Source organism: Rhizobium sp. 10N414 (assembly GCF_056394785.1).
On record NZ_JBFTIN010000008.1, the window covers coordinates 16,932 to 42,756 of the forward strand.

Here is a 25,825-nt window from a genome sequence, read left to right on the forward strand (position 1 = left end):
GGCCATTCACTCTGCGGCGCTTAGGCCAGCCAAGTGCCTGAACTCGTCGACCACCTGCTCATAGACCGCCCGCTTGAAGGGCACGATGAGACCGGGCAGGCTTTCCATCGGCTTCCAATCCCATGCATCGAATTCCGCCGCATGGCCGCCGGGCGGCGGATTGATTGCGATCTCCTTCTCATCTCCATCGAAACGGAAGGCAAACCAGCGCTGCGTCTGACCGCGGAATTTTCCCTTTAGCCCAATGCCCACCAATTGGGGTGGCAAATCGTAGTTGATCCAGTTCCTGGCTTCCGCAAGCAGCGTCACCGTGCGAATACCCGTTTCCTCGTAAAGTTCCCGATAGGCGGCATCCAGCGGATCCTCGCCCTTGTCGATGCCGCCCTGCGGCATCTGCCAAAGCTGCGGCGATCCATCATATTCGGAGTTCTCTTCGGGAATCCGTCGCCCCGCCCATACGAGGCCCTCGCGGTTGAGGATCATAACGCCGACGCAGGGGCGATACGGCAGGTCTTCGGTGTTGACGATCAGCTTGCTCATCAGCTCTCTCTATTTCAGGGTCTCTTCGGGTCGTTGGTCAGCGCAGCGACACCGACGATCTCAATGCCGCGCATCGCGGCCTCCTGCGTCCATTGCGCGATGGCATCAATACTCTCATCGAAGGCGGCGGCAACACCGATTGCCTGACCATTGCGCTTTGCGACGCGTTCAAGCTCGTCCAGCTTCTGGATGATGGCGTTCACATCAAGCTGCTTGTCCAACTGCACATCAGCAAAGGCGTAGGGCGCCTCCGTTCCCTTTGCGACTGCCGCGGTTTTGGACTGGGCCGACGTTCCGTCGTCAAGAAACAGCAACCCGCGCTTTCCGATATCCCGCATCACCGGCTCCATGGCGTTGGGGTCGGAAAGGAAGCGCCCGCCCTGATAATTCATGATGCCCGTATAGTTGGTGATCTCGCCCATTGCCCGGTGCAGGCTTTCAATATTCTTCGCAGCCGACGTCGACGTCAGCAGCGTGTCCGGCCCGGGATCGTTTGCCGGGTAATCAAAAGGTTCAAACGGAACCTGCAACAGGATTTCGTGGCCTGCGCGGCGCGCTTCCTGCATCCAACGCTGCAGGCTGTTGCCACTGGCGGCAAAAGCGAAGGTGACCTCCTCCGGCAATTGCTGGATCGCCCGCTGCGTGCCTGTCTGGCTTAACCCTAGTCCGCTCACAACGATCGCGATGCGTGTTCCGTGCGCACCCGACCATGGCCGCGCATACTGGTCCATCGGGCGACGTCCGTCCGGCCCGACGATCGGGAGCCGCCCCAACGGCGTATTTTCCAGAAGCGCATCGTTCGGCAACGCTGCCATTCGTGGATCCTGCCCGACCTGCGAGGCATCAACCAGCACTGGGCCATTTCCGTCGCGTTGTCTCGGGGAGTATTTCGTGACGACAGATCCATCGCCCGTGACCATCTGCTCCACATTGGCACCCGATCGGGGATCAGATGGCACCATACCATTTGGAACCGCAGCGGACGAAGATTGCGACGGCACCTGATTTTGATTGGTATCGGATGGCGGCACAGCCGCCTGGTCTTGAACTGCCGGCTTCTCGCGCTTAAGCCCATCTCCACGGAATGCCGTATAGAGCGACGAAACCCCGATCAGAACGAGGCAGATCCCGGCGACGACACGACCCGTCCGCAGAATTCCCGGCCGCTGCCGCTTAACCTTGCGGCCCTGTCCCAGTGGTGCGTGCAGATCGGTATTCAAACTTCGTTTCCGCTTCAGAATCAGGACAGCAAAAAGGCGTCAGGCCGGATACACCATCCGGCCTGACGCCTCAAATTGCAATTACTTGGCGCTAACGGCCTTGTCCGGATTGGGCGGGAAGGACGGGTCCGTCTTCTTGCCGCGAAGCAGGTCAAGCGCGTAGTTGAGCTGAACGTCGTCCTTCGGATCCGGCGGAACATAGGCAACCGAACCGGAGCCTTCGTCCGTCTCGCTCTGGCCCTTGATGTGCCCACGCAGGCTGGACTCGCCTTCGGTGGTCATCTTGCCCTTCAGATCGTCCGGCAGCGGCTCTTCGACCTTGATATCCGGCGTGATGCCGGTGCCTTGGATCGAGCGGCCCGACGGCGTGTAGTAGAGCGCCGTCGTCAGTCGCAGCGCGCCGTTTTCACCGAGCGGGATGATCGTTTGAACCGAGCCCTTGCCGAACGAGCGCGTTCCGAGAACGGTAGCACGACGCAGGTCCTGCAACGCGCCGGCAACGATTTCCGAAGCAGATGCCGAACCGCCGTTGATCAGGACGATTACCGGCTTGCCGTCCGTCAGGTCGCCCGGACCAGCGTTGAAGCGGCGGGTCTCATCGGGATTGCGGCCGCGGGTGGAAACAACTTCGCCACGCTGCAGCAGCGCATCCGACACCTGGATCGCCTGGTCGAGCAGACCACCCGGGTTCAGACGAAGATCGAGGACGTAGCCCTTCAGCTTGTCAGCCGGAACCGTCTTCTTGATCTTCTCGATCGCCTTCTCGAGATCGGGGTAGGTCTTCTCCGTGAAGGAGATGACGCGCAGATAGCCGACATCATCCTCGACGCGCGACTTCACGGCCTGCACAGCCACAACGTCGCGAACGATCGTCAGCTCTATAGGCTTGTCGGCACCCTTGCGGATCAGCGTCAGCTTGATCGGCGTGTTGACCGGGCCGCGCATCTTTTCGACCGCATCTTCCAGCTTCAGGCCGCGAACGGACTGACCGTCGATCTCGGAAATGTAGTCACCAGCAAGAACGCCAGCCTTTGCCGCCGGCGTGTCGTCGATCGGCGTGATGACTTTGACGAGTTCATCTTCCATGGTGACCTCAATGCCGAGGCCGCCAAATTCGCCCTTCGTCTGGGTCTGCATGTCAGCCGCATCCTTGGCATTCATGTAGCTCGAATGCGGATCCAGCGAGGAAAGCATGCCGTTGATGGCATTTTCGATGAGTTTGTCCTCGGCCGGCGGCGTCACATACTGTGCGCGCACACGCTCAAAAACGTCACCAAAAACGGAAAGCTCCTTGTAGGTGGAGGCTCCGGCTGCTTCCGCAGGCACGCCTGCCGAATAGATGACGCTCATCGCGGTCGCACCCATCAATGCGCCGACCAGAACAAGAGAAGCCCTACGAATCATTGCGTGCCTTTCCAGTGTCTTTAGCGGTCCACCAAGGCCGGGAATCGACCGGTTTTCCATCTTTTCGAAATTCAATGTAAAGCGTCGGACGGTTGGTTTCCAGCGCCAATGCTGTCGCGCTTGCCACTCTTTTTGCGCCCATGGCTGCAAGTGGCTCGCCGGAGAAAACGAACTTCCCCTGGCGCGTGCTGATCGTCTCCATTCCGGAGAGGACGAGGTGGTATCCGTTGCCGGCATCGAGGATGATCATCTGGCCGTAGCTGCGAAAAGCACCCGCGTAAACGACAAGCCCATCTGCGGGAGCGGTAACCACCGTTTCCGGATTGGTGGCAAGCGTCATTCCCATCGCCTCATGGCCGGTTCCGTCGGCGTCGCCGAACTGGCGGAGGATATCGCCTGCCACAGGCAATTCCAGCTTCGCCTTCAATTCTCCGAAGGGATATGCGGGGGCAATGCGGTTTTTATCAGGCACGCCGCTCTCCGCGAGGGCCTTGGCCTGGGCGCGTTGCTCCTCGGTCAAGAGCTTGCGGTTTTCCTCGGCCTGGCGGGCCGCGGAGGCGGCGTCGCGAACCGATGCGATCTCGGTTTCCATCGATGCCACCAGCCCCTCGAGGCTTGTTGCCTTGCTGGCAAGATCCTCCGACCGCTTCTTCTCCGCATCCAGTTCCGCCGCGCTGCTGCGGCTCAGCTTCTCGTTTTCAGCGAGAAGCAAATCCATCCGGCGCTCTTCCTCGATACTATTGGTCATCGTCGTCGTGAGTGCCGCTTTCTCCGCAGCGCTTGCCGTTTGCAACGCAGACAGATTGGCAAGATCGGCGACGAGCTTGTGAGTTTCCTTTCGGATACCGGGAACCACCGCGCCGAGCAGGATTGCGCTGCGAACCGATGCGAGCGCGTCGTCAGGTGTCACAAGGAGGGCCGGCGGCGGATTGCGGCCCATCCGCTGCAAGGCACCCAGCACCTCGGCCAGCAAGCCACGCCGTTCATGCAATGACCGGCGGACCGCGTCTTCCTTTACGCCGAGATCGGCCAGTTTCTTCTCGCTCTCCAGGATCTGCTTCTCGAGCGATTTGCGCCGCGCCGCGGAATCGATCAGCGCCTGTCGAACGCTGCTGGTGCTCTTGTCCAGATCCGCGATGCTCTTCTGAAGCTCAGCAACCTTATCGGAGGAGAGGCTGATCGTCTTCGACAGGGCTTCAAGCTCGGCGCGCGTCTCGTCTCGCTTCGCCGCAAGGTTGGCCGCCGGATCGGGCGGCGGCTGGGCAACCGTTGCATTTGCCAGGGCAGGCGCCTCGGGCAACGACATCCGCGCAGCTTCCGGCGCATCCTGCGCAAAGGCGCCCGTGGCGAAGGGGCGGTTCGCAACTGCCACCACAGACACGCTCAAGCCTGCAGCCAAGGCCGACAGAATGACGTATTTTGGCTTGAACGCGCGTGTCGGCATACGAGCTTCGAAATCCCTTCAAATCGCGCGAAGATTAAGCTGATTTGACATTCTTTGCCAGATCGATTGAGTGTCTGTGYGTTCCGGGACGGACACGCTCGCGTGAGCTACGGAACCCATCAGACGCGATGATAGGGATGGCCGGAAAGGATCGTGACGGCTCGATAAAGCTGCTCGGCGATGAGCGTGCGAACCAACTGATGCGGCCAAGTCATCTTGCCGAGACAGAGGGTTGCATCGGCAACGTCGTATAACAACGGATCGAGGCCATCGGCACCGCCGATGGCAATCATCAGGTCGCGCTTGCCCTGGTCGCGATAGTTTCCAAGGAGATTGGCAAAGCCTTCACTGTCCAGCGCCTTGCCGCGCTCGTCCAACAGGATGAGAACACTCCCCTCGGACAACGACTTCTGCAGCATCGCCGCTTCATCGCGCTTGCGCGTATCGGCATTCGACGCACGACTTTCAGCCACTTCGGCCACGCGGGAGAATTCGAGGCCGACCGCAGGACCGGCCTTGGCAAAGCGATCGAAATAGCGGGCCGCAAGATCCTTCTCGGGGCCGGACTTCAGCCGCCCCACCGCAAAAAGACCAACACGCATCATCCGCTCCCGCAGTTCGGCAACCGGCGGCACACACCTGCCGCCAGCCGGATTCGTCCGGCCAATAAATGCCGTCTATCAGGCCGCGGACACAGCGTCCAGCAGCCTGTTAGTGCACCGTTTCCTCGTCCATATCGGGCGCGGCCCACATCTTTTCGATGTTGTAGAACTCGCGTATTTCTGGACGAAAGACATGGACGATGACATCGCCGGTGTCGATCAGGATCCAATCGCCGCCTTCCTGACCCTCGACGCGGGCGCTTCCAAGGCCCTCGTCTTTGAGATCAGACAGCAGGTGGTCCGAGATCGCCATGACATGCCTGCTCGAGCGCCCGGAGACGACGACCATGAAGTCTCCCAGTGCCGATTTTCCAGCAATGTCGATGGTGACGATATCTTCAGCCTTAGAGTCCTCAAGGCTAGTGAGGACGGCGTGCAGGGCGCGGGCGGCAGCATCGGCGCCACGTTCCGGGCTCTTCGGGACAACGGCAAGCGTTTTTCCCTTGGCGTGTACTGTTGTCAGTGCTTTCCCTTTCTCGGAATGACAAAACATGCACATCACTGATTTGGTGACCAAATCATAGTTAAGATAGGCACCAAACCATTAACGTTTCAAGACGCGCACAATCACAAAGCGTGAACGACCATTTGACGCGATAGATCATCTGTGGATGAAAGACCGAATGTGGCCCGGCTGTGTACAGTCCTTGCAACCACACGTAAAGTAAGATCGTTTTCGACTATAGAAGACTTGCCGATGAAAAGCCCCGCCGTTGATACGCTCACTCCGATACTCCGCATCAGTTTTCCTCATGAAGACCGCCTCGGGCGCGGCAAGATGGAACTGCTCGAACATATCAGGGAAACGGGATCGATTTCCGCGGCAGGCAGGGCGATGGACATGTCCTATCGTCGCGCCTGGTTGCTTGTCAGCGATATGAACCGGATGTTTCGCGAGCCCGTGGTCGAGTCCCAGCGCGGCGGCCCAAAAGGTGGAGGCGCGGCGCTGACGCCGTTCGGCGATGAGCTCCTCGCCCGCTTTCGCAAGATGGAGCAGATGATGAAAACGACTCTCGCTGAAGAGCTGGCATGGCTGGAGGCCAACCGATCGCCTGAAAGCAATCGCTGATCATGGTTCAAGGGCGACGGTCTTTATCACGGCAAAAACAGGCGACCCTATCCGCACGCCCAGCCGCTCTGCCGAGAAGCTTGTGATCCGGGAAAGAATGGCGTCCCCACCGCAATCGACGAGAACGTCAATGGTGGCGTCGTCTGCCTGCGACATGTTCTGAACGGTACCTTCAAGCACGTTGAGCGCGCTCAGGGCTTCCGGCTTTTTCATTGCCAGCATCACGTCGCGAGACGGAATGCGGACGCGAACGGGCTTGCCGAGGTTTAGCATCGCTCCCGGGACGTGAAGCCGAGCTGATTTCAGGGCAATTGTCGCTATGCGGTGCTGCACGTCGAGGCTCTCCACCATCCCTTCAAGAAGAGCCCCCGCATCGCGCCGCTCGAATGAGGCCGGCGGATGGCTTAACACATCCACGGCCGAGCCGACGGCCTCCACCTGTCCATCACGCATGACGACGACCTGATTGGCGAGGCGTGCTACTTCGGCGATCGAATGACTGACATAGACGATCGGAATGTCCATCTCGTCGCGCAGGCGCTCAAGATAGGGCATGATCTCGGCTTTTCGCGCCTCATCCAACGCCGCCAGCGGCTCATCCATCAACAGCAGACGGGGAGCCGAAAGCAGGGCTCGCCCAATGGCAACGCGYTGCTTCTCGCCACCGGAGAGCTTTTCCGGTCTGCGCTCGAGCAGGCTTTCGATGCCCAGCAACGAAACAATATGATCCAATCCCTCTGCCGAACTGGTGGCTCTGGCAAACCACCGGCCATAGGACAGGTTGTGACCGACACTGAGGTGCGGGAACAGCCGCGCCTCCTGGAAGACATAACCGAACCTCCGTCGATGCTTGGCGACAAAGATCCGCCGCTCGGTATCTGTCAGGACTTCGCCGTCGAGGACGACCTGGCCCGCGTCGGGCCGCGCCAACCCGGCAATGATGCGGATCATCGACGTCTTACCAGAGCCGGAACGGCCGAAAAGCGCGGTGATCCCGCGCCCCGAGGTAAAGGTGGCATCGAGCGCGAATGCGCCAAGCCGCTGTTTTGCTTTCACGACAAGCGTCATTCCGGATCAATCCTCCGGCCGACGATGCGCGACAGCAATTCCGAGGCAAGCAAGGCGGCCATCGAAATCACGATAGCGACGAGCGTCAACCGCAGGGCGCCGGCATCACCGCCCGGGACCTGCGTAAAGGAATAGATCGCCGCTGAAAGGGTCTGCGTTTCCCCCGGGATGTTGGAAACGAAGGTAATCGTCGCGCCGAACTCCCCCATTGCCTTCGCAAAGGAAAGGATCATTCCTGCTATGATGCCAGGCAGGGTAAGTGGCAATGTTATCGTCATGAAAACCCAGAATGGGCTGGCTCCCAAGGTGCCGGCTGCCTCCTCCAGCTTTCGATCGACCGCTTCGATCGAGAGCCGGATGCTGCGCACCATCAACGGAAAAGCCATGACCCCGCACGCGAGTGCGGCACCTGTCCAGCGAAACGAAAACACGATGCCGAAATAGTAATCGAGAAAGCTGCCGATCGGCCCGCGCCGCCCGAAAAGGATCAGCAAAATGAAGCCCGTGACAACAGGCGGCAGGATCAGCGGCAGATGGACGACACCATTCAGAATCGACTTACCCCAAAACCGGCCGCGCGCCAGCAGCAGGGCAACGCCGATGCCGAATGGCAGGCTGGCCAGCATCGCCACCACCGACACGCGCAGGCTGAGCAAGATTGCCGTCCATTCATCATCGCTCAGGCCGAGTGCGTCCAAGCCATTCTCTCCAAAAATAGAAGGCCCGTATCGACGGGCCTTCTCACGCTATGCCTTCGTGCGAGAATTCGCAATCATTTCAAGATGGTGAAGCCTTGCTCGGTAAAGAAATGAGCCGCCTTTTCCGATTTCAGGAAGTCGAGGTATGCCGCGGCATCCGGGTTCTTGCTCTCGGAAAGAACGGCGACCGGATAAATGATCGGAGGATGCGAATCCGCCGGGAAGGTGCCGACAACGGCAACGCCCGGATCCGCGGAGGCGTCGGTCTGGTAGACAACGCCATAGGGCGCCTCGCCGCGCGATACCAACGCCAGTGCTGCACGAACACTTTCAGCACCGGCAACCTTCGCCTCAACCGAGGGCCAGACGCCAAGCGCTTCAAGCGCAGCCTTGCCGTACTTGCCGGCCGGAACCGACTTCACCTCACCCATGGAAAGCTTGCCATCACCGAGCAGAGTGGCGAGCTCGAAACCCTTTTTGATCTCGACCGGCTTGGCGTGGTCCTTGGTTCCGACAAGTACAATTCGGTTACCCAAAAGATTGGACCGGCTGTCGGCCTTGATCAGATTCTTCTTGGCAAGATAGTCCATCCAGTCCAGGTCGGCGGAGATGAAGATGTCGGCGGGTGCGCCGCCTTCAATCTGCTTTGCAAGCGCGGAGCTTGCAGCATACGAGGCGACAGCCTCCTTGCCGGCTTCCTTCGCCCACGCGGCATTCGCTGCATCAAGGGCGTTCTTCAGGCTGGCCGCTGCAAAAACGCTGACCTTTTCCGCAGCGGCGGCTGGCGTTGCGGCAACGCCTAAGAAGACAGCCGAAATGGCTGTGACGGCAAACTTCATCCATTGGCGACGACTGTGCATGATCTCTCCCGAAGCTTTGGAAATATCTGTAGAAATATAACGTCGCTTGCGACTTGGCTAGCGCTATATTTTGACAAGCATAACCGTCTGCGCGTCTCAGACTTCACACATTCGTGATGCGCATGACTGCTGAGATCCTAGTTCCCAAAACGGCGAGAATTTAGGGGGGAACCGACAGAAGTTTGAAATCTCGACGAAAATCGTCTCGGATGCCAAAGAATTGGGCAAAAACGAGGAGGCTTATGGCTACGGCCATGCTTGCAGCGCATTGCTGCAATGCAATGGACCCGCTTCAAGAATCCGGGGACTATGGTACAACGCACTCATCGAACGGCGATCTCCTCCTCCCAAAGCCGTTGGATAGGATCGACAACACTCCTCCTCCCAGTTGTCGATCGAGTTTACGAAGCCCGACGGATCTCCTCCCCCGTCGGGCTTTTCATTTGTACGTCTTCCCTGAAAAGTCGAACTATTTTACGGTGCCGTTCGTAGCGCGGATAGCCGTCGAGCTATGACTGGAGCGCGGACCGTGTATGAACGTCCAGGCTGGTGCCTGGCGCTTCCAGAGCGCGCGGGAATCATCTTCGTCAACGCGGGCAAAATCGAACGTCCTCGCCATCTTCGATGACAGGAACGACAGCGTGGAGCCCGGGCGGTCGATCACGGCAATCGGAAATGTGTTGACGATATCCTGCCAGCGTTGCCACTGATGGAAAGTCTTCAGGCTGTCGGCCCCCATGATCCAGATGAAATGGACATGCGGGTTGCGCGCCTTGACGCGCGCCAGCGTGTTTGCCGTGAAGCTCGTCGCGAAATCGCGTTCGAACGCCGTGACCTTGATCGAGGGATGTCGGGCAAGCCGCTCGCTCAGAGCGATGCGCTCGGCAAGCGGCAGCAGGTGCCGCCGATCCTTCAGCGGATTCCCGGGCGTGACCATCCACCAAAGCTGGTCGAGGCCAAGCCGCTTGATCGCGATTTCTGCAACCAGCGCATGTCCGTCATGCGGCGGATTGAACGAACCGCCGAAAAGACCGACCACCATGCCCCGCTCGCTATGCGGCATCCGAAGATGGCGCCGGTCGATTTCGTCGTTGATCACGTCAGGGCCGGGTCTGTCCGGTGCCGTGCACACGGTATTTGAAGGAGGTGAGCTGCTCGACACCGACAGGGCCACGGGCATGCATCTTGCCGGTCGCAATGCCGATCTCGGCACCCATTCCGAACTCGCCGCCATCGGCAAACTGTGTCGATGCATTGTGCAGCAGGATCGCGGAATCAACCTCGGTGAAGAACCTCTGCACCACATAAGGATCGTCGGCAATCACTGCCTCGGTGTGGTTCGAGGAATAGGCCTGGATGTGCTCTATCGCACCCGAAATGCCATCGACGACAGCAACCGAAACGATGGCATCCAGATACTCGGTCGACCAGTCCTCCTCGGTGGCTGCCTTCACGCCAGGCATTGCTTGAACGACCGCAGCCGAACCGCGGATTTCGCAACCGGCTCCCGCAAGGGCCTCCAGCAGCGGGCGAAGATGAGTCTTGGCCGCAGCGCTGTCGACGAGAATCGTTTCCACTGCACCGCAGATACCGGTGCGCCGCATTTTGGCGTTGACGACGATCTCCGTGGCCATGTCGAGATCAGCGGATGCATCCACATAGATATGGCAAAGCCCTTCAAGGTGCGCGAAGACGGGCACCCTCGCCTCGTTCTGGACACGCGCAACAAGGCTCTTGCCGCCGCGCGGAACGATAACGTCGATTGCACCATCCAATCCGCGCAGCATCGCGCCGACGGCAGCTCGATCGGTTGTCGGCACGAGCTGAATGGCATGCTCGGGAAGTCCCGCGGCCTTCAGGCCCTGTACAAGGCAGGCATGAATTGCGTGCGATGAGCGCCGCGAGTCCGAACCACAACGCAGAATGACAGCATTGCCGGCTTTCAGGCACAGCGCACCGGCATCCGCCGTGACGTTCGGGCGGCTCTCGAAGATCACACCGATAACACCGAGCGGCGTCCGAACGCGCTCGATCTTCAGTCCATTCGGGCGTTCCCAGACAGCGATCAGCTCGCCGACCGGATCCTTCAGCGCCGCGATCGCGCGGATACCCTCGGCCATCTCGGCAATGCGCTTGTCGGTCAGTGTCAGACGATCAACGAAGGATGCGAGCATGTCCGTGCCGGCGACATCTTTCAGATCCTTGGCATTCTCGGCGAGGATGTGATCCTTGTTGGCGAGGATCGCATCCGCCATGGCGTTCAGCGCCTTGTTTTTGGCCTCAGTGGACGCAGAGCCCAACGGTCGCGCCGCAGCCTTGGCCTTGCGGCCGATGTCATTCATCAGCGCGTCAATGTCAGGGCTCTGCGCAACCGTATCAAGCATAGCTTGTGTCCTTCTTCTGCCTTTCCGATTTTGAACTGATCTGCGACGTCATCACCATGTCATCGCGATGGATCATTGCCGCACGTCCCGCATAGCCGAGGATTGCCTCGATCTCCGTCGACTTGCGGCCGGTAATCTGCCGCGCCTCTTCGGCATCGTAGCCAGCAAGTCCGCGCGCGATCTCCCGACCATGCGGGCCGACGATCGCCACCGTATCGCCGCGGCTGAAAAGCCCGACAACCTTGCGAACCCCGGCAGGAAGCAGGCTCTTGCCGGCGCCGAGCGCAACAACGGCACCCTCGTCGACGTGGAGTTCGCCCGCCGGCTGCAACTGGCCAGCAATCCACGTCTTTCGCGCCGTGACGGGCGTCCCTGAAGGAGCAAACCAAGAGGAGCGCGCCCCATTCTCGATCGCCGAGAGCGGGCTGTCCGCCTTGCCTGAGGCGATGATCATTGCGCAGCCGGCCGTCGTCGCAATCTTGCCGGCGTCGATCTTGGTGCGCATGCCGCCACGCGACAGCTCGGACGCAGCGCCACCCGCCATCGCTTCGATTTCAGGCGTGATCTCGGCGATCGTGGCAAGAAATTCCGCCTGCGGATCGAGGTGCGGCGGCGCCGTATAGAGACCGTCAATATCGGACAGCAGAATCAGCAGATCAGCACCGGTCATGGTCGCGACCCGCGCAGCCAGGCGATCATTGTCGCCGTAGCGAATTTCGCTGGTAGCAACGGTATCATTCTCGTTGATAATCGGCACGGCGCCGATCTTCAGGAGCTGATTGATGGTGGCACGCGCGTTGAGATAGCGACGGCGCTCTTCCGTATCGCCGAGCGTCAACAGGATCTGGCCAGCAACGATCTCGTCGTGGGACAGACTTTCCGACCAGGCACGCGCCAGAGCGATCTGGCCGACGGCCGCCGATGCTTGACTTTCTTCGAGCTTCAGGGCTCCCGAAGGGAGATCGAGGACCGAACGGCCGAGAGCAATCGCGCCGGACGAAACAACGAGGACGTCGACGCCCTTGGCCTTCAGGGCCGCAATATCGCGGCACATTGCGTCGAGCCACGCCTTCTTCAGACCGGTCTTGCGATCGACGAGGAGAGCCGAGCCGATTTTAATGACGATGCGGCGATAGCGCTCAAGCGACTTACGCGTCGTCATGGGCCTCGCCTTCATCATCCGACACCGTATCGCGATGGCGGAGCTTCGGTGCCTTGGCGAGCTTTTCCGCCCCGCCGGCATTCGCCTCGACAATCACATCCCGCAAGGCTCGCAGCACTTCCGTCATGCCCTTGCCCGTCGCCGCGGAAATCTGGAACGGCGTCTTGCCGCAGGCCTTGGCCAGTTCCTTCGTCTTCTTCTTCAGCGTGGCGTCATCGAGAACGTCGATCTGCGACAGGGCGACGATCTCGACCTTTTCGCCAAGATCACTGCCATAGGCCTCGAGTTCGCGCCGGACGGTCGTGTAGGCCTTGCCGACCGTTTCCTCTTGCGAGGAAACGAGATGCAACAGAACGCGCGTACGCTCGACGTGGCCGAGAAAGCGGTCACCGATCCCGACTCCTTCATGCGCGCCTTCGATCAGCCCCGGAATGTCGGCAAGGACGAATTCCTGCCCGTCAACGGTCGCGACACCCAGGTTCGGGTGCAATGTCGTAAAGGGATAATTTGCAATCTTCGGCCGGGCACGGGTGACGGCTGCAAGGAACGTGGACTTGCCGGCATTCGGCAATCCAACAAGGCCAGCGTCTGCAATCAGCTTCAAGTGCAGCCAGATTGTCTTTTCCTCACCGGGAAGACCGGGATTGGCCCAGTCCGGCGCCTGGTTGACCGAGGATTTGAAGTGCGCATTTCCGAAGCCACCATTGCCGCCGGTAGCGAGCCGGTAGCGTTGGCCTTCCTCGGTGAGATCGCAAATCAGCGTTTCCTTGTCTTCCTCGAAAATCTGCGTGCCGACGGGCACCTTAAGCGTCACGTGCTCACCATTGGCGCCGGTACGGTCCCTGCCCATCCCGTGCGTACCGATCTTGGCCTTGAAGTGCTGCTGGTAGCGGAAGTCGATCAGTGTATTGAGACCGTTGACCGCCTCGACCCAGACATCACCGCCGCGTCCGCCGTCACCGCCATCGGGGCCACCAAACTCGATGAACTTCTCGCGTCGGAACGAGACGCTGCCCGCGCCGCCGTCTCCGGACTTGATGTAGACTTTTGCTTCGTCGAGAAATTTCATCTTACTTCCATTGTGGCCGTTCATCGCTCCTCTTGCCGCTTTCGATATAGGCGGTTCAATCGGAGGTCAAAGGATTATCGTGAGGTTTGCGAGCTATAGCATACAGTACGGCTGCGGTCTTGATGGTATCTACGACCTCGACCGTTCGGCAACATCATCGCATCCAGCAACCTGAAATCCGCGAAGATCGACATAGCTCCGACCATTTCCGCATCTGGGTCGTTATTCGGTGGGGTTGAGGCGCCCCGACGATCGGGACGCCTCGCATTCGTCTCAAGCAATCCTGGCCTGTTGCAGGGCACCCGGCTTCAGCATCGTCTCGACATGCGTGACCATGGTGTTGCGCGCGAAGCTGTAGATTTCGCTGCAACCGGTCATGCGGAAGCCGAGCCTTTCCTGCAGCTTCAACGAAGCCGGGTTGTCCGCGAAGACCCCGGAATGAACCATCGTCTCCGGCATACGGCGCGAAAAGCGCTCCAGCACGGCCGATACCGCCTCGCTCATATAGCCGCGCCGCCAGTAGAAGCGGTTTAGCCAGTAACCGAGGTGCCAAAGGCCATGGCGAAGCTCGATGGCGACGACGCCGATATGAGCGTCGTCGCCAGTCGTGATGGCAAACTGCCAGTCGGCCATGCCACCCGCCGTCACCGGAACCAGCCAGTCGAGTGCGTCCTGCCTGTCATAAGGCGCAGGAACGCGCGCGAGCATGCGGGTAACGGCGAAGTCGGACAGCGTGTCCGCGATCGCATCGGCATCGCTCAGCCTGTGCGGGCGGAGCACCAGCCGGTCGGTGGTGATGACCGGCAATGGGCCGGGCGTCATCGACTGGCTCCTGGGTCTCTGAAGGCTGATCGCGTTCATAGGACGCTCCCCCAGCTTCTCAGCGACATCCAGGTCTTGCGGTCGAGCCTGTACCATTCGACGGGCACATTGCTGCCGAGAGCCAGCGATGCCGCCAACCCCGATCCCTGGAACTGGAAACCGCACTTCTGGATGACCCGCCGCGAAGCGACGTTCATCACCCGGCAACGAGCATCGATCTGATCGACATCCTGCCGCGTGCGAAAGACCATATCGACCAAAGCATGGCATGCCTCGGTCATAAAGCCTTGATTCCAGTACGGTTCTCCAAGCCAGTACCCGATCTCGACGGTCCGCCCGTCAAGATGCGGTTCGACCCCGCAGCACCCTACAAAGGCACCGTTCTCGGCCTTGGTGATCGCATAGACGCACTTGCCAATCTCGCCATTTTTCGTGCGTCGCACGAAGTCGGCGGCATCATTGGCCGTGTACGGGTGCGGCATGCGCGACACCATGGTGGCGACTTTGGCGTTGTTGGCGAGATGGGCAAGGGCGTCGATATCTTCTTCGTGCGGCGCGCGCATGACGAGCCGCTCCGACAACAAGACAGGGCAATCGGTCCTTAACCGCTCCGGCCTCAGCCGTTCCTTGGGAGACCGCTGGTCTTCCCTGAAAGACCGCAATTGGCCTTCCCTCAACAATTCGCCTTGCATGTTCAGTCCTCCTTCGTTGGACAAGAAAAAAGGGGAGATGGCGCCCCATCTCCCCTTATTTCTGGACTGAACCTGATACGCTCAGCCGGGTCGATGAGACGCCGGCTGTTTTAGAGCGCTACCGGCTTATTCCGCTGCTTCCGCTTTCGGCATTACAGACACGTACACGCGGCCATTGGCCTTCGTACGGTAGTTCACATTGCCGGCCGTAAGCGCAAAAATGGTGTGGTCCTTGCCGAGGCCGACGTTAGCGCCCGGATGCCACTGCGTACCGCGCTGACGCACGATGATGTTACCTGCGATGACGGTTTCGCCGCCGAACTTCTTCACGCCAAGGCGCTTGGATTCGGAATCACGACCGTTGCGCGATGAACCGCCAGCTTTTTTGTGTGCCATTGGTGTTCTCCTTTAAACCTTAAAGTCCCGTGATCTTACTTAGCAGCCACGATGTCCGTGATGCGGACAACAGTGTGGTGCTGGCGATGGCCGCGCGAACGCTTCGAGTTCTGACGACGGCGCTTCTTGAAGGCGATGACCTTCTTGCCGCGGTTGTGCTCGACCACTTCGGCCTTGACGGAAGCGCCCTTGACGAAGGGAGCACCAATCGCAGCGTCGGCGCCTTCGCCGATTACGAGGACTTCGGTGAATTCAATTGCGTCGCCAGCGGTTGCTTCAAGCTTCTCGATGGTCAGCACGTCGTTTGCCGCCACACGGTACTGCTTACCGCCGGTCTTGATGACTGCGAACATTTTTTATCCTTTCATGTTCGTTCCGGCTCGTGCCCGCCAATCAGCAGGTGGCCGTCTTTTTATCAGTCGAGGTTAAGCAGGGATTTCAAAGGCTTTAGCCCAGAACTCTCGCTGCCGGTGATGTGCCTCGCGAGCGCGAAGCATGCAAGGCACAGACTTATCCACACCTATTGCGCAGCCGAGATACGCGAGCATAAAAAAACTGTCAAGGCAAAAGGATGAAAAGCTTTGAGATTTCGTCTTGCCAGCCCGTCATTCTGTCGCTATGTAGCCCCCCGCGCCGAATAAGCGCCGACCTGACCGCGGAGAGGTGGCAGAGTGGTCGAATGCACCGCACTCGAAATGCGGCATACCTGCAAGGGTATCGTGGGTTCAAATCCCACCCTCTCCGCCATTATCACCAACTAGTTGTTTTGTTGTGCTTTCCTAGCTACCGTGGACAGCCCGCAACGGCGGAGCCCGTCTTGGTAACGAGTCGGATCCAGCGCGTGAAGTGCGCCCGGCAACCATGCTCGCGACGACCGCGTGAGCTGCACGCTGAATGGCACCGCTCACGCCAACATGCATGCGCCAGCAGAACAATCCTCGTTGTCGCTAATCGACGGTATCAGGATGCGTCGATGCCTTCAGATCGGCCAGACCGCGGTTTGCATCCTTGTTGCCGGTCGAGGCCGCGGCAGTGAATATCCGCTCGGCATCGCCGTACATCTTCATGTTCAGGTAGGCATATCCGCGCAGCACCATCAGATCGATCGGTTCCTGGCGAAGCTGGGCGCGCTGATCGAGATATATCAAGGCCTCGCGATAGCGCTTTGCATCGAAGGCGGCGAGAGCCCGGTCGGCCAGGATCGCAATCTGCAATTCGGCCGCGCGCTGTTGCGTCTGCGGTGCCTTCGTCGCGGCTACGGCAGCATTGTTGGATAGGCCGGCGCGCAGGAAGGCGAGGCTCTGGCCATAGGCTGCGTCCTCGCGCGTCTTGCGGTTTGAACTGGCGAGCGCTGCGTCGAAAGCCTTGGCTGCCTCCATCGGACGATTGATGTCCATCAGGCACCAGCCCCGTGACAGTGCGGTTTCCGGATCGAGCAGTTGCGCATTGACCGTGGTCGTGCATCCGCGCAGTTGCCGTGCACCGCGGCGAACCGTGACCGTTTGCATCGCAGGCTGGCGTACGACCTCGGTGACGGCTGGCGGGTTTGCACTTTCGATGCGCTCCGGCGGTGCCCGGACAATCTCCGGTGACGCGGCCGTTGGACCTTGCGGCACCATCTGCCCGGGAGGGGCGGGCAGGGAAGGTGTTGTGGTCCGTTGGTTCGTGGCCTCACCCAACTGTGCGATGCGCTCGGACCTGCCACCCCACAGGCGCTGGATCTCAGCTACGCCCGCCCGGTCCCGCAACTGCTGGCGCGTGATGGCCAATCCGTAAGCGGACGGTTCGTCATCCGGCTTCCAGCGTAGCGCCGTCTCGAACCAGCGCGCCGCTGTTTGCGGTTGATTGAGAGTGCGGGCAAACCAGCCGAATTGCTGTGCCGTCGGCACATATTTCTGGGCAATGATTTCGCTGGCGATGCGCGAAAGTACCTCTTCGCTGAGGTTGGCAGGCGGCTGGAGGGCCATCAGGTTCGCCGTCGCAGCAAGATATGTCGCGGTCGCATCCTTGGAGGCACCACGCCACTTGTACATGACGTCCTCCGCCTCTTGCGGTTTCTTCTCGGCAATCAGCGCCAGCGCCAGACCCTGGGAAGCGATTGCCGAGTCTTCCTTCTCCCGCGCTGCCCGAAACCATCTTTCCGCATCGGGATAGTTTTCCCGGCGAAGCTGGTACCAGCCGAGAAGAAGGCTGTCGGATGCCAGCCGCTCCGTTTCAGCAAGTCGTTGCACGATTGAAAGATAAGCCGGCGCCACAGCCAGATCGGGGTCATCGTTGCCGGCGGCGACAAAGCGGCGGGCAAGCTCATTGCGCATGCCATCGAATTCGCGGCCGCCGTTGCCATCGGGGCGTTCAAGCGCCAGGAGATCCTGCATCACTGCGTAGGAAAGCAAGGCGGACGCCTTCTGAATGGTCGCCACACGCTCTTGCGGATTTGTGCAATTCTTCAGGATATAGACATAGGCATCCCGGGCGCGCGGTGCGCGATCGGTCTTCGCGAAAGCTTCGGCAACCCGCCATAGCACGTCGATGTCGCTGCATGTCAGGAGGCTCGGTGTATTGGCGCCGATCTGGACGACGGTTGCATATTGCTTCAGGTCCGACGCATTGACGAGGCGCGCGCGGGCCTCGGCGACATCCAGCCGGTCAAGCAGGTCAGGCGGCGGCTGCCATCCCGATTCGGACGCCTGCCGGTCGGCAATCGCCTTGCGGAGTTCCGCGTAGCGTCCCTCCGAATACAGTTGCCACATCTGCTCCAGCTGCCTGTCGCCACTCTGCGGAACGGCCAGAGGATCGGCGGGCGGCACCCAGTTCGGGTACAGCGCCTGAAGCCGCGCGATCTCGGCCTGCAGTCGCGCCTTGTCGCCGCGGCTGGCGAAATAGCGCAAGGCACTCTCATCGACTTTCGGCTGGGCTGACTTGGCTGGCTGAGCCGCCGTAGGCTGCTGTTGAGGCGCCTGCGCGACCATCAACGACTTTTCGGCCTCGTCACCGGCGGTCTCACCCTGTTGAGGAAGCGGCGGAACCAGTGTTGCTGCGTGTAGCCGATCGGCAATGGCCTGGACGTCGATCTGCGGCTTGGGACTGGTTTCCGGTCCCGTGACACGACCCATGAGCATGAATTGTGGCGCAGCTGCGTGACCCGACTGCCCGAAGCCCAGCATCTCCTGAAGTGCCACGCGGTCCCTCAGGGCGGTCACCAGACCAGCCACCGCCACCGCAACGACAATTGCAACGGATGAGGATTTCACAGACACTCCGGATGCTTCTCCCCGACAAATGCCAACCCAAGAAGATGAAGGGTCGATGGATAGTAGAGCGACGGCTCAAAATGCTGCGACGACTCAGGCAGCTTGGTTCCTTCCGTCACACAGGCCACGACATCGTTAACAATTCGATAACCCGGGTCCGACAGCAGCGCCTTCGGCTTGCCGGACGAGAGGTCGATTGTCGCCGGAGTGCCCTCCTCGGCGGTCATTCCCTTTCGCAATCTTGACAGCAGAGCCTTGTCCGAAACTCCCGCGCGCACGAGATAGAGCGGGATGCGCAGGCTGTTGTATCCGAATTCCGCGTCGAAGCCGGCTGCGGGCTCCGGCATGCGATTGAGGCTCACCCAATCGGCGGGCAGTTTTCGTGGTCCGAACTGCATGGCCTGCAGCAGCTGCAGACCGTCGTCCGACAGCTTCTGCCAGGCGTTGGATGGGGCCAAGAGCGCCATGACCGGGATCGCCTCATACACCCAGTAGGAGGGATTGATGACGGGGCCGTCCTTGCGATCAGGGGAATTGAAACCGCTGACGCCAGGGAGCAACAGGGTGTGTCCGTTTGAACTGATGACGACATGCGAAAGAAGGGCTTGAGCCATCTTCGCAGCCGCCTCCATATAATCGGTCTTGTTCCACGCAGACCCCGCAAGGGCCAACGCATAGGCGATCAGCAGATCGCCATCCGATGCATTGTTGCTATCGGTGACATGCGGCGTGACGGCAGGATCCCATCTCCAGGCGGCCAGGCCGTCATCGCGCAGCAACAGTTCGGTGCGCGTGAAGTACCATATCTGTTCGAAGTCAGCGGGGTTGTTGGCAAGGTAGGCAAGCAGCAGGCCGTAACCCTGGCCTTCGCTGTGGCTGATATTGCCGTTGCCATCATCGACGATGCGGCCGCTGGCATCCAGGAACTTCGCCTTGTAGGCGCCCCATGCCTCTGAGCTAATTCCGGGACCTCGCGCCTGCGCGGGCTGGCAGACAGCCGCAACCGCGAAGCTTGCGGCGCAGAGCAGTTTCAGCAACCTCTTCATTCGCGCCTGCCCAGCCGGGAAAGCATGCTTGCCGTGGTAACACCGATCAGCAGCGAAAGGACGACCAGAAGGAAGGCGTAGGACAGTATGTTCGTTGATAGCCAGTTCGCAGCAATCAGGCGATAATTTGAGAGGGACCAGGGCTGAGAGGCCACGAAATCGAAGCGACCGACCGGGACGCTTTCGACCTTGCCGGTCTTGCTGGAATAGGTGGTGATATGACCTGCGATCTGCGGCCAGTTGACCTGTGTGGTAACGGCTTCGGCGCCCTCGCGCAGGTCCTTGGCGGAAGGAGCCGTTACAATCGTCCAGGAGGATTTCCCGGCAGCGCTTTTGCCCTGAGCGATCAAGAAGCTGTCGTCGTTCGAGGGCGTGAAGACTTCCTCGGACCCTGGTACGAACTGCAGTGAACTCAGCGAAATGTCGAAGTTGCGGCGCAGCCACTCCTGAAATGATGTGATCTGCCCGCGCCATACCCCGCCGCTGACCTTGGAGCGCCAATCGTCAAAGGTCACAGAAGGCTCGGTCTGGTTCGATTGGGCGGCGGCGGGCGGTCGCCAGGACGCCTGACTGGTCGTTGCTACATTCAACTGCGTCAACACGGCCGGCGGCATCTGCGAGATCGAGCCGATGAAAATCGCATCCCGTTCGCCGATGGCGCCCGGTGTCGCCGCCGGTTCAATGTCGAGCGGGCGGCCGGCAACCACTGCCATTTGCCCGAGTAGCGTGGCCGTCGCCGACAGCGTGTCGCTATCAATCCGGTCGATGAACAGCGGAATGGGCTGTGTCGCGCGATTGTAGGGATAGCCAGTCCCTGACAGTCCGGCGAGGTTCGGTCGCTGCCCGATGCGGGCAAAGTCCGGAATGTGAATCTCGCTGGTGTCGAAGAGCGCAAAGCGCGGCGTGGTACCGGCCGTCGTGCCCGGCACGCAGATGTCGTCCTCTTTCGTCATCAGGATGGCTTCGAGGGACAGTGTGTTTAAGCCCGGTTTGAAATGCCGCATCGTCACGCGAATGGGCAAGTGCCGGAAGATGCCCCCACCCGTTGATGAAATCGGCACCGTTGAAGCGATGTTGCCGTTGACGTAGATGTCGATATGGCTGCCGGGCAGGACATTCTGCGTGAAGGCGGCGTCCAGCAGTACCGTCGCATCGCCATAGGCGTTCGCGTAGAAATCAGACGGCACGGCGATGTTGAAACTGGTCCGGAAGCGTCGTCCCGAAAACTCCGTTGTCTTCACGCCCAACTGCGCAAATGTCAGGTTTGTGGCCGAGAGAACAAGCGGTGCATCCGGTGCGCTCCAACGCTGGGTTACCAACGTATCGCGAATGGCGGTCGCGGGCCGGTCCACCGTCGACACAATGGTTTCAATCGCGGCCGAAATTGCGGGCCAGGACGGGCCGCTGATCAAAAGAACGGGTGCCCCCGACTTCGGGTCGGTCACAAAGGAGGCCAGCGGCGCCGCTTGCGCGGCCGGCGGGGGGGCGAAGAACGGTTGGAGCTCTGCCGGCGTTCCGACAACCACAGTCATGCGCCCGGGACCAGACTGGGGCAGTGCATCCGCGCTAAAGGAGAATGTCTCGTTCGGCATGCCGCTCAGAACCGAGAGTCCCTGGGCAAGGCGCAGAAGAGGTTTTGTCGTGCCTGGCTGCTCGAGTGCCGGTACGACAAAATTGAACTGCGTCCTGCCGGTTTCATCGACGCCGATCGCGCGAATGGCGTCCGTGCTGGAAAACTTCGCTGCCTCTTGACCGCTGAAGCTCAGATAGGTCTTTGCCGGGTCGATATCCGTCCAAAGCTCGTAGGTCGATTCAATGGTACAATCGGTGCGGTGGCGTTGTGTGGCTTCGAATGTCAGAAGATTTGCGCCCGGTTGCAGCAGTCCCGCTGGGACATCAAACGAGACATTCGATGGTGCATCCGGTGAGGCGATCGCCTGTTGGCCGACGATCCGATTGTTCAGAAGAACGGTCAGTTGTGACGCCTCCGGCGCGACAACAACCGCATTCTGATAGGCGAAGTTGAACTTTGCAGGCGCGGCGGCCTGCTCCGGCGTGATGTAGACCGACCACGACTTGCGATCATACTCGCCATCCAGGCCGAGCTTGGCGAACGGAACAACATATCTCCGAAGCGCGGCGCTTAGGCTTGATTGGACGGCAGGCAGAGGGGGTGGCGTGGCAGTTTGTGGGCGAGGCGCTTCCACCTGCGCGGGCGGCGGTTGAGCCGCGGCTGGCGGTGAGGCGGGTGCGATGGCGAATGGTGGCGTCGGGTTAGCAGCGGGTGCAGGCGGCGTGGGGGGTGTTTGCGGGCCGGTCGCCGGCGCAGGCGTGGCCGGTAATGTCAGGCGCGGCACCATCGGGGCGCTCCCTTGCTCACGCTCGCCCGACATGTCGAAGGGCGCGGTCTGTGCATAGGCAACCGCGGGGGCGGAAAGGAGAAACGCCAGGATTGATGTGATCTTCCTCATCAGTTTCCTGCCTTCGCGACCTGATGCGGGCGCTCGCGCTCAGATCTCGTGCTCCGGAAGAGGTACACGAGGCCACGGCTTGTCTGATAGAGCGAAAGGCCGAGAAACCAGATTGTTCCTCGAATGAGGCCTGGGTTATGGCGTCGCGCCTGCTGGAACTGTGTCCACTGATCGGAATTCGCAAAGATCAGGTCGGCGATCAGGCGGTGGTCGAGCGCGCGCTTCGGAATGTATTGGCAGCCAACGGCCAGGATCTCGCCGGACGGCTGGATATTGCGGACGATTAGGGGGAGTGTTTCCATGCTTGCGCCGCTATGAGGCTGAAAGCGAATTTCCCCCTCGGTCCCGATCACCATGGGATCCAGCTGCTTGTTGAAAACATGCAGTCGCGCGCCGTGCACCGACACGTCTTCGATCGATGCCGTGTACCACTTGCCACCGACCCCGAATTCACAACGCCGGTTCACACGCACGCGTCGGGACGCAGCCCGCTCGCCACGTTCGGACACGACCCCGAGGGCACAGCCGGCCATAATGAGGTTGATGACGTTCCAGCCACCGACCACCAAGGTCACATCGGCCTTATATGGCTCGGCATAGATGCGATAGATGGTCACCGCCAGAGCAATCAGCTGGACAGCAAAGATCACGAAGAACGGCCGGCTGATTTCCGATAAGCGGCTGACGGCAATCGACTCGTCCTTCGCCGTCACCTTGAAGGTTGGCTTGCGCGGATTGAGCATGACCGAAACCACCGCCGGGAGCAGGTGGACCGTCTGGACATACTCGTAGAGCTCCGAGATCCACGGCCAGCGGAAGGACCCGTAGAGGTAGTTCTGCATCATCAGGTTCACGAGCATATAGGCAAGCGTATAGGCCAGGAACTCGCCGCCCGATGCCGTGAAGATCTCAAGATCGAAGAAGAGATAGAAAAGCGGCGCGAACAGGAAAATCGTACGCGGGAAGGGGAAGAGCCAGAAGAGCGTCGACGACATATAGCAAAGGCGTTGCGGCAGTGTCAGGCCACGCTTCAGCAGCGGGAAACGGAAACGCAAGATCTGCATCATTCCCTGCGCCCAGCGGCTGCGCTGGCCGATGAAGCTCGCAAATGTCGCGGGCTGCAGCCCGGCGATCAGCGGCTTGTCCACATAGATGCTGTTCCATCCGCTGCCATGAAGCGCAAGCGCGGTTTCGCAATCCTCGGTGATGCTGATGCCGCTGAAGCCTCCCTGGGATTCGAGCGCCCTCCGGCTAAGGACGGCGGCTGAACCGCAGAAGAAGGCGGCATTCCATTTGTCGAGACCGCGCTGGATGATGCCGTAAAACATCTCGTTCTCGCTCGGCATCCTCTCGAAGGTTCTAAGATTTCGTTCGAGCGGATCCGGATTGATGAAGAAATGCGGGGTCTGGACAAGAAACAGCTTCGGATCGTCGTCGAAATAGCCGACGGTTTCGAGCAGGAAGTCGCGTGCCGGCGCGTGGTCCGCATCGAACACGGCGATCAGCTCGCCGCTTGATTGCTTCATTCCGTTGTTGAGGTTGCCCGCTTTGGCATGCTCATTGCGGTCACGCGTGAGGTAGCGGACGTCGAGATCCTCGCAAAGCTTCTTGAGTTCGTCATGGCGCGCCACCGCGGCCTGGGCTTCGAGAAGCTTGTTGGAATTGCGCTTCTGCAGTGTACCACCGTCATCCAGCAGCCAGACGTGCAGTCTTTCGGCCGGATAATCCATGGCCTTTGCCGCAGCCAGCGTGTTGGCGAGAAGGTGGGAGTCCTCGTTGTAGGAGGGGACGAACACGTCGACATGCGGAAACCGCTCTTCCTTGCTCGCGCGCGATGGACGCGGAGGCAAGGGCGTGGCGACGATGAACAGGCTGAGCGCCAACATCGCCACGCTATACATTTCCGCGAGATAGAGCAGCAGGCCAGGGATGAAATTCTCCGGCTGGTTGATCGGCGGCAGCGTATTGGTCGTTCGCCAATAGACATAGCGAAGAACGATGGAGGTGCCAAAGGCAAGCGCAATCAGTCTCCAGGTGCCTTCAGCCTTCAGCCCCTTGATGATCGCCATCACGGCGACGACAACAAAGCTCGCGATCAGCTGTGTCTGCAGGTTCACAGGCAATGTGATCAGAACGATCACGCACAGAGAAACGAAGGCCCACGTAATGATGCTTCGGGCTTTATGCATCAACATCCCTTTGACAATGCGGGCCGGGCGCTTAGGAACACCGCAGCCGTCTCACGTCTACTTCTTCTGGCACGCGGCCGTCATGGCCGAATCCCCTATGCACTCCGGTGACGGCACCGTCAGGCCGCTCGCCACCGCGGTTCTCGGTTGCGTCTGTTCGGCCGAAGGCGCGGCTGACATGTCTGGCTGCGGCAGACTGCTCGAGCCATCAGGCAACGGAACGCGAGGGCCGGTCGGCGGCGGCAATTGCACGGGCGCCTCCTCGACTCTCGGCTGAACGCTGCGTACGCGAACGACACGAGATTGGATTTCCGGACGGGCTGGTTCATAGCCAAAAGCCATCGGCGTGTTTCTATAGCCGCCCTCGTCTGGATAGATCGGATTGCCGGGGCGCCCGAGCGTCGGATCAGTGCCCTGCGGATGCCCGAACGGATTCCAGATTTCTCCATCCAGCATCCCAACGATCGTGTAGCCATACATGATTCCGAGCAACTGTCTTTCGGTTGCCCGGGCATCACAGAGGCGCAACCGTACCTGGATCATTCCGAAGTTGCGCACTTGCGTCTGCGCGGATCTGCTTGAGCGGATCTGCTGCCAGCCATAAATACAGGTATCGCCCGAACCGCTCTGGCCCGAGGCATAGCCGAACGGTCCATAGCTGTTTTGCAGATAAGTCGCCGAGCGCGTCATCTGCACGCCGGGAACGGCCGCAAAGGCTTCGCGGATTATCCCGTCCTCGCTGACCATCCTAAAGGAGGCGTTTCCGATGCCAGGATTGGCTCCTGATGCCCCAAAAAACTGCACCCCGAGAAAATTCTGACCGGACACGGAAGACGACGTGTAGAGCGAAATCGTCTGCTCTGTGCCATTGCCACGCTTGCGCTCGACGACACTGACGATCGAGGGACCACCAGGCGGAGGCAAGGCCAGCGCCCTTTCGGCGGGCACCGTCTCGGAGACGTTTGGGCGCCTGACATTTCCTGACGACTGACATCCGACCACAAGCCCGGCAAGCAGTGCCAAGCATGACGCCTTCAGTACACTGGACGTTTCGGGTCGCCGCAATCGTCTTTCCTCACGCCCATGCGAGATTACGCATTGGACTTCCGAATCAACGACCCTTGAGGCCGCTACCTATGGTAAACGACGATTATGGTTAACCCATAGTTAATGTGCGACAGCGAGTGTTGATCTGGGAAGGGAATGGCACTCGGTGCAGCTGTCCGGCAACGTCGTCGACGGATTCCGATCCTCGCGGTGTTCTCCGTCTGGCGTTGAACACAGTGTGTCGATCATCCTGGATAGACTGCGAAATCATCTCGCGAAACTGATTTGCATTTTATTAAACATGTAACCAAATCGCATTCTTCCTTGAGGA

General features: G+C 60.2%; 23 protein-coding genes and 1 tRNA gene. 2 read left to right on the forward strand and 22 right to left on the reverse strand.

Annotation, left to right across the window (positions count from 1 at the left end; translation table 11 throughout):
* Nucleotides 1-6: 6 nt before the first annotated feature.
* The 6 genes from AC1DE4_RS10040 to rsfS form a co-directional block, all read right to left on the reverse strand.
* On the reverse strand, nucleotides 7-540 hold the full coding sequence (locus AC1DE4_RS10040; RefSeq protein WP_477881214.1) for an RNA pyrophosphohydrolase: 534 nt from the start codon (nucleotides 538-540) through the stop codon (nucleotides 7-9).
* Nucleotides 541-554: 14 nt separating this feature from the next.
* The gene (locus AC1DE4_RS10045) at nucleotides 555-1,760 is read right to left on the reverse strand and encodes a divergent polysaccharide deacetylase family protein (RefSeq protein ID WP_477881216.1); all 1,206 of its coding nucleotides are present in this window, start codon (nucleotides 1,758-1,760) and stop codon (nucleotides 555-557) included.
* 81 nt (nucleotides 1,761-1,841) lie between these two features.
* Entirely contained in the window at nucleotides 1,842-3,164 is a 1,323-nt protein-coding gene (locus tag AC1DE4_RS10050; protein WP_025658013.1) for a S41 family peptidase, read from the reverse strand.
* Nucleotides 3,154-4,608, reverse strand: a complete 1,455-nt coding sequence (locus AC1DE4_RS10055) for a murein hydrolase activator EnvC family protein (RefSeq protein ID WP_477881218.1) — start codon at nucleotides 4,606-4,608, stop codon at nucleotides 3,154-3,156. Before AC1DE4_RS10055 ends, AC1DE4_RS10050 begins: the two co-directional genes overlap by 11 nt.
* 119 nt (nucleotides 4,609-4,727) lie before the next feature.
* A complete protein-coding gene (gene rlmH / locus AC1DE4_RS10060) occupies nucleotides 4,728-5,210 on the reverse strand; it encodes a 23S rRNA (pseudouridine(1915)-N(3))-methyltransferase RlmH (RefSeq protein WP_025658011.1) in 483 nt (160 codons plus the stop codon).
* A gap of 109 nt (nucleotides 5,211-5,319) precedes the next feature.
* Nucleotides 5,320-5,763 (reverse strand): ribosome silencing factor, encoded by a 444-nt coding sequence (gene rsfS / locus AC1DE4_RS10065; protein WP_018855943.1) that lies wholly within the window; start codon nucleotides 5,761-5,763, stop codon nucleotides 5,320-5,322.
* A gap of 204 nt (nucleotides 5,764-5,967) precedes the next feature.
* On the opposite strand from rsfS, the gene AC1DE4_RS10070 reads away from it, so the two are divergent.
* Entirely contained in the window at nucleotides 5,968-6,339 is a 372-nt protein-coding gene (locus AC1DE4_RS10070; protein ID WP_018855944.1) for a winged helix-turn-helix domain-containing protein, read from the forward strand.
* Here the strand turns inward: AC1DE4_RS10070 and modC are convergent, their stop codons facing one another.
* The 11 genes from modC to rplU form a co-directional block, all read right to left on the reverse strand.
* Nucleotides 6,340-7,407, reverse strand: coding sequence for a molybdenum ABC transporter ATP-binding protein (gene modC / locus AC1DE4_RS10075; protein ID WP_457897631.1), 1,068 nt, complete (start codon nucleotides 7,405-7,407; stop codon nucleotides 6,340-6,342). It abuts the gene before it with no gap.
* Complete coding sequence (modB, locus tag AC1DE4_RS10080) at nucleotides 7,404-8,105, reverse strand: molybdate ABC transporter permease subunit (protein ID WP_025658009.1); 702 nt, start codon at nucleotides 8,103-8,105, stop codon at nucleotides 7,404-7,406. The genes modC and modB overlap by 4 nt, the downstream gene beginning before the upstream one ends.
* A gap of 74 nt (nucleotides 8,106-8,179) precedes the next feature.
* Nucleotides 8,180-8,965, reverse strand: coding sequence for a molybdate ABC transporter substrate-binding protein (gene modA / locus AC1DE4_RS10085; RefSeq protein ID WP_477881222.1), 786 nt, complete (start codon nucleotides 8,963-8,965; stop codon nucleotides 8,180-8,182).
* Nucleotides 8,966-9,434: 469 nt separating this feature from the next.
* The gene (locus AC1DE4_RS10090) at nucleotides 9,435-10,028 is read right to left on the reverse strand and encodes a nicotinate-nucleotide adenylyltransferase (protein ID WP_246734327.1); all 594 of its coding nucleotides are present in this window, start codon (nucleotides 10,026-10,028) and stop codon (nucleotides 9,435-9,437) included.
* Between the two features lie 37 nt (nucleotides 10,029-10,065).
* Nucleotides 10,066-11,349 carry a glutamate-5-semialdehyde dehydrogenase gene (locus AC1DE4_RS10095; RefSeq protein ID WP_477881224.1) on the reverse strand — a complete coding sequence of 428 codons (1,284 nt, stop codon included), beginning with the start codon at nucleotides 11,347-11,349 and terminating at the stop codon, nucleotides 10,066-10,068.
* The gene (gene proB, locus AC1DE4_RS10100; RefSeq protein WP_112644074.1) at nucleotides 11,342-12,511 is read right to left on the reverse strand and encodes a glutamate 5-kinase; all 1,170 of its coding nucleotides are present in this window, start codon (nucleotides 12,509-12,511) and stop codon (nucleotides 11,342-11,344) included. The genes AC1DE4_RS10095 and proB overlap by 8 nt, the downstream gene beginning before the upstream one ends.
* Nucleotides 12,498-13,580 carry a GTPase ObgE gene (obgE, locus tag AC1DE4_RS10105; RefSeq protein WP_477881226.1) on the reverse strand — a complete coding sequence of 361 codons (1,083 nt, stop codon included), beginning with the start codon at nucleotides 13,578-13,580 and terminating at the stop codon, nucleotides 12,498-12,500. The genes proB and obgE overlap by 14 nt, the downstream gene beginning before the upstream one ends.
* Nucleotides 13,581-13,853: 273 nt before the next feature.
* Complete coding sequence (locus tag AC1DE4_RS10110) at nucleotides 13,854-14,441, reverse strand: GNAT family N-acetyltransferase (RefSeq protein ID WP_025658003.1); 588 nt, start codon at nucleotides 14,439-14,441, stop codon at nucleotides 13,854-13,856.
* Entirely contained in the window at nucleotides 14,438-15,094 is a 657-nt protein-coding gene (locus tag AC1DE4_RS10115) for a GNAT family N-acetyltransferase (protein WP_112655292.1), read from the reverse strand. Before AC1DE4_RS10115 ends, AC1DE4_RS10110 begins: the two co-directional genes overlap by 4 nt.
* Before the next feature lie 126 nt (nucleotides 15,095-15,220).
* Entirely contained in the window at nucleotides 15,221-15,490 is a 270-nt protein-coding gene (rpmA, locus tag AC1DE4_RS10120) for a 50S ribosomal protein L27 (RefSeq protein WP_018855954.1), read from the reverse strand.
* 35 nt (nucleotides 15,491-15,525) lie between these two features.
* On the reverse strand, nucleotides 15,526-15,843 hold the full coding sequence (rplU, locus tag AC1DE4_RS10125) for a 50S ribosomal protein L21 (protein WP_007528566.1): 318 nt from the start codon (nucleotides 15,841-15,843) through the stop codon (nucleotides 15,526-15,528).
* Between the two features lie 304 nt (nucleotides 15,844-16,147).
* On the opposite strand from rplU, the gene AC1DE4_RS10130 reads away from it, so the two are divergent.
* A tRNA-Ser gene (locus AC1DE4_RS10130) sits at nucleotides 16,148-16,237 on the forward strand.
* A 200-nt stretch (nucleotides 16,238-16,437) separates the two neighbouring features.
* Here AC1DE4_RS10130 and AC1DE4_RS10135 read toward each other — a convergent pair.
* The 5 genes from AC1DE4_RS10135 to bcsN are packed head-to-tail and all read right to left on the reverse strand — an operon-like array spanning nucleotide 16,438 to nucleotide 25,512.
* Complete coding sequence (locus AC1DE4_RS10135) at nucleotides 16,438-18,741, reverse strand: cellulose synthase (protein WP_477881229.1); 2,304 nt, start codon at nucleotides 18,739-18,741, stop codon at nucleotides 16,438-16,440.
* Nucleotides 18,738-19,787, reverse strand: a complete 1,050-nt coding sequence (locus AC1DE4_RS10140; protein ID WP_025658000.1) for a family 8 glycosyl hydrolase — start codon at nucleotides 19,785-19,787, stop codon at nucleotides 18,738-18,740. The genes AC1DE4_RS10135 and AC1DE4_RS10140 overlap by 4 nt, the downstream gene beginning before the upstream one ends.
* Nucleotides 19,784-22,258, reverse strand: coding sequence for a cellulose biosynthesis cyclic di-GMP-binding regulatory protein BcsB (locus AC1DE4_RS10145; protein ID WP_477881231.1), 2,475 nt, complete (start codon nucleotides 22,256-22,258; stop codon nucleotides 19,784-19,786). Before AC1DE4_RS10145 ends, AC1DE4_RS10140 begins: the two co-directional genes overlap by 4 nt.
* Nucleotides 22,258-24,447 carry a UDP-forming cellulose synthase catalytic subunit gene (gene bcsA / locus AC1DE4_RS10150; protein ID WP_025657998.1) on the reverse strand — a complete coding sequence of 730 codons (2,190 nt, stop codon included), beginning with the start codon at nucleotides 24,445-24,447 and terminating at the stop codon, nucleotides 22,258-22,260. Before bcsA ends, AC1DE4_RS10145 begins: the two co-directional genes overlap by 1 nt.
* A 57-nt stretch (nucleotides 24,448-24,504) precedes the next feature.
* The gene (gene bcsN / locus AC1DE4_RS10155) at nucleotides 24,505-25,512 is read right to left on the reverse strand and encodes a cellulose biosynthesis protein BcsN (RefSeq protein ID WP_025657997.1); all 1,008 of its coding nucleotides are present in this window, start codon (nucleotides 25,510-25,512) and stop codon (nucleotides 24,505-24,507) included.
* Nucleotides 25,513-25,825: the final 313 nt, after the last annotated feature.

Bases quoted from the DNA above. Each gene is read 5' to 3' on its own strand.
- AC1DE4_RS10070 (WP_018855944.1), top strand. From the start codon at position 5,968: ATGAAAAGCCCCGCCGTTGATACGCTCACTCCGATACTCCGCATCAGT.
- AC1DE4_RS10040 (WP_477881214.1), bottom strand. From the start codon at position 540: ATGAGCAAGCTGATCGTCAACACCGAAGACCTGCCGTATCGCCCCTGC.
- bcsA (WP_025657998.1), bottom strand. From the start codon at position 24,447: ATGCATAAAGCCCGAAGCATCATTACGTGGGCCTTCGTTTCTCTGTGC.
- AC1DE4_RS10115 (WP_112655292.1), bottom strand. From the start codon at position 15,094: ATGCAAGGCGAATTGTTGAGGGAAGGCCAATTGCGGTCTTTCAGGGAA.
- rpmA (WP_018855954.1), bottom strand. From the start codon at position 15,490: ATGGCACACAAAAAAGCTGGCGGTTCATCGCGCAACGGTCGTGATTCC.
- AC1DE4_RS10095 (WP_477881224.1), bottom strand. From the start codon at position 11,349: ATGCTTGATACGGTTGCGCAGAGCCCTGACATTGACGCGCTGATGAAT.
- AC1DE4_RS10145 (WP_477881231.1), bottom strand. From the start codon at position 22,258: ATGAGGAAGATCACATCAATCCTGGCGTTTCTCCTTTCCGCCCCCGCG.
- proB (WP_112644074.1), bottom strand. From the start codon at position 12,511: ATGACGACGCGTAAGTCGCTTGAGCGCTATCGCCGCATCGTCATTAAA.
- rsfS (WP_018855943.1), bottom strand. From the start codon at position 5,763: ATGTTTTGTCATTCCGAGAAAGGGAAAGCACTGACAACAGTACACGCC.
- AC1DE4_RS10050 (WP_025658013.1), bottom strand. From the start codon at position 3,164: ATGATTCGTAGGGCTTCTCTTGTTCTGGTCGGCGCATTGATGGGTGCG.
- obgE (WP_477881226.1), bottom strand. From the start codon at position 13,580: ATGAAATTTCTCGACGAAGCAAAAGTCTACATCAAGTCCGGAGACGGC.
- AC1DE4_RS10090 (WP_246734327.1), bottom strand. From the start codon at position 10,028: ATGCCGCATAGCGAGCGGGGCATGGTGGTCGGTCTTTTCGGCGGTTCG.
- AC1DE4_RS10055 (WP_477881218.1), bottom strand. From the start codon at position 4,608: ATGCCGACACGCGCGTTCAAGCCAAAATACGTCATTCTGTCGGCCTTG.
- AC1DE4_RS10110 (WP_025658003.1), bottom strand. From the start codon at position 14,441: ATGAACGCGATCAGCCTTCAGAGACCCAGGAGCCAGTCGATGACGCCC.
- rplU (WP_007528566.1), bottom strand. From the start codon at position 15,843: ATGTTCGCAGTCATCAAGACCGGCGGTAAGCAGTACCGTGTGGCGGCA.
- modA (WP_477881222.1), bottom strand. From the start codon at position 8,965: ATGCACAGTCGTCGCCAATGGATGAAGTTTGCCGTCACAGCCATTTCG.
- AC1DE4_RS10140 (WP_025658000.1), bottom strand. From the start codon at position 19,787: ATGAAGAGGTTGCTGAAACTGCTCTGCGCCGCAAGCTTCGCGGTTGCG.
- rlmH (WP_025658011.1), bottom strand. From the start codon at position 5,210: ATGCGTGTTGGTCTTTTTGCGGTGGGGCGGCTGAAGTCCGGCCCCGAG.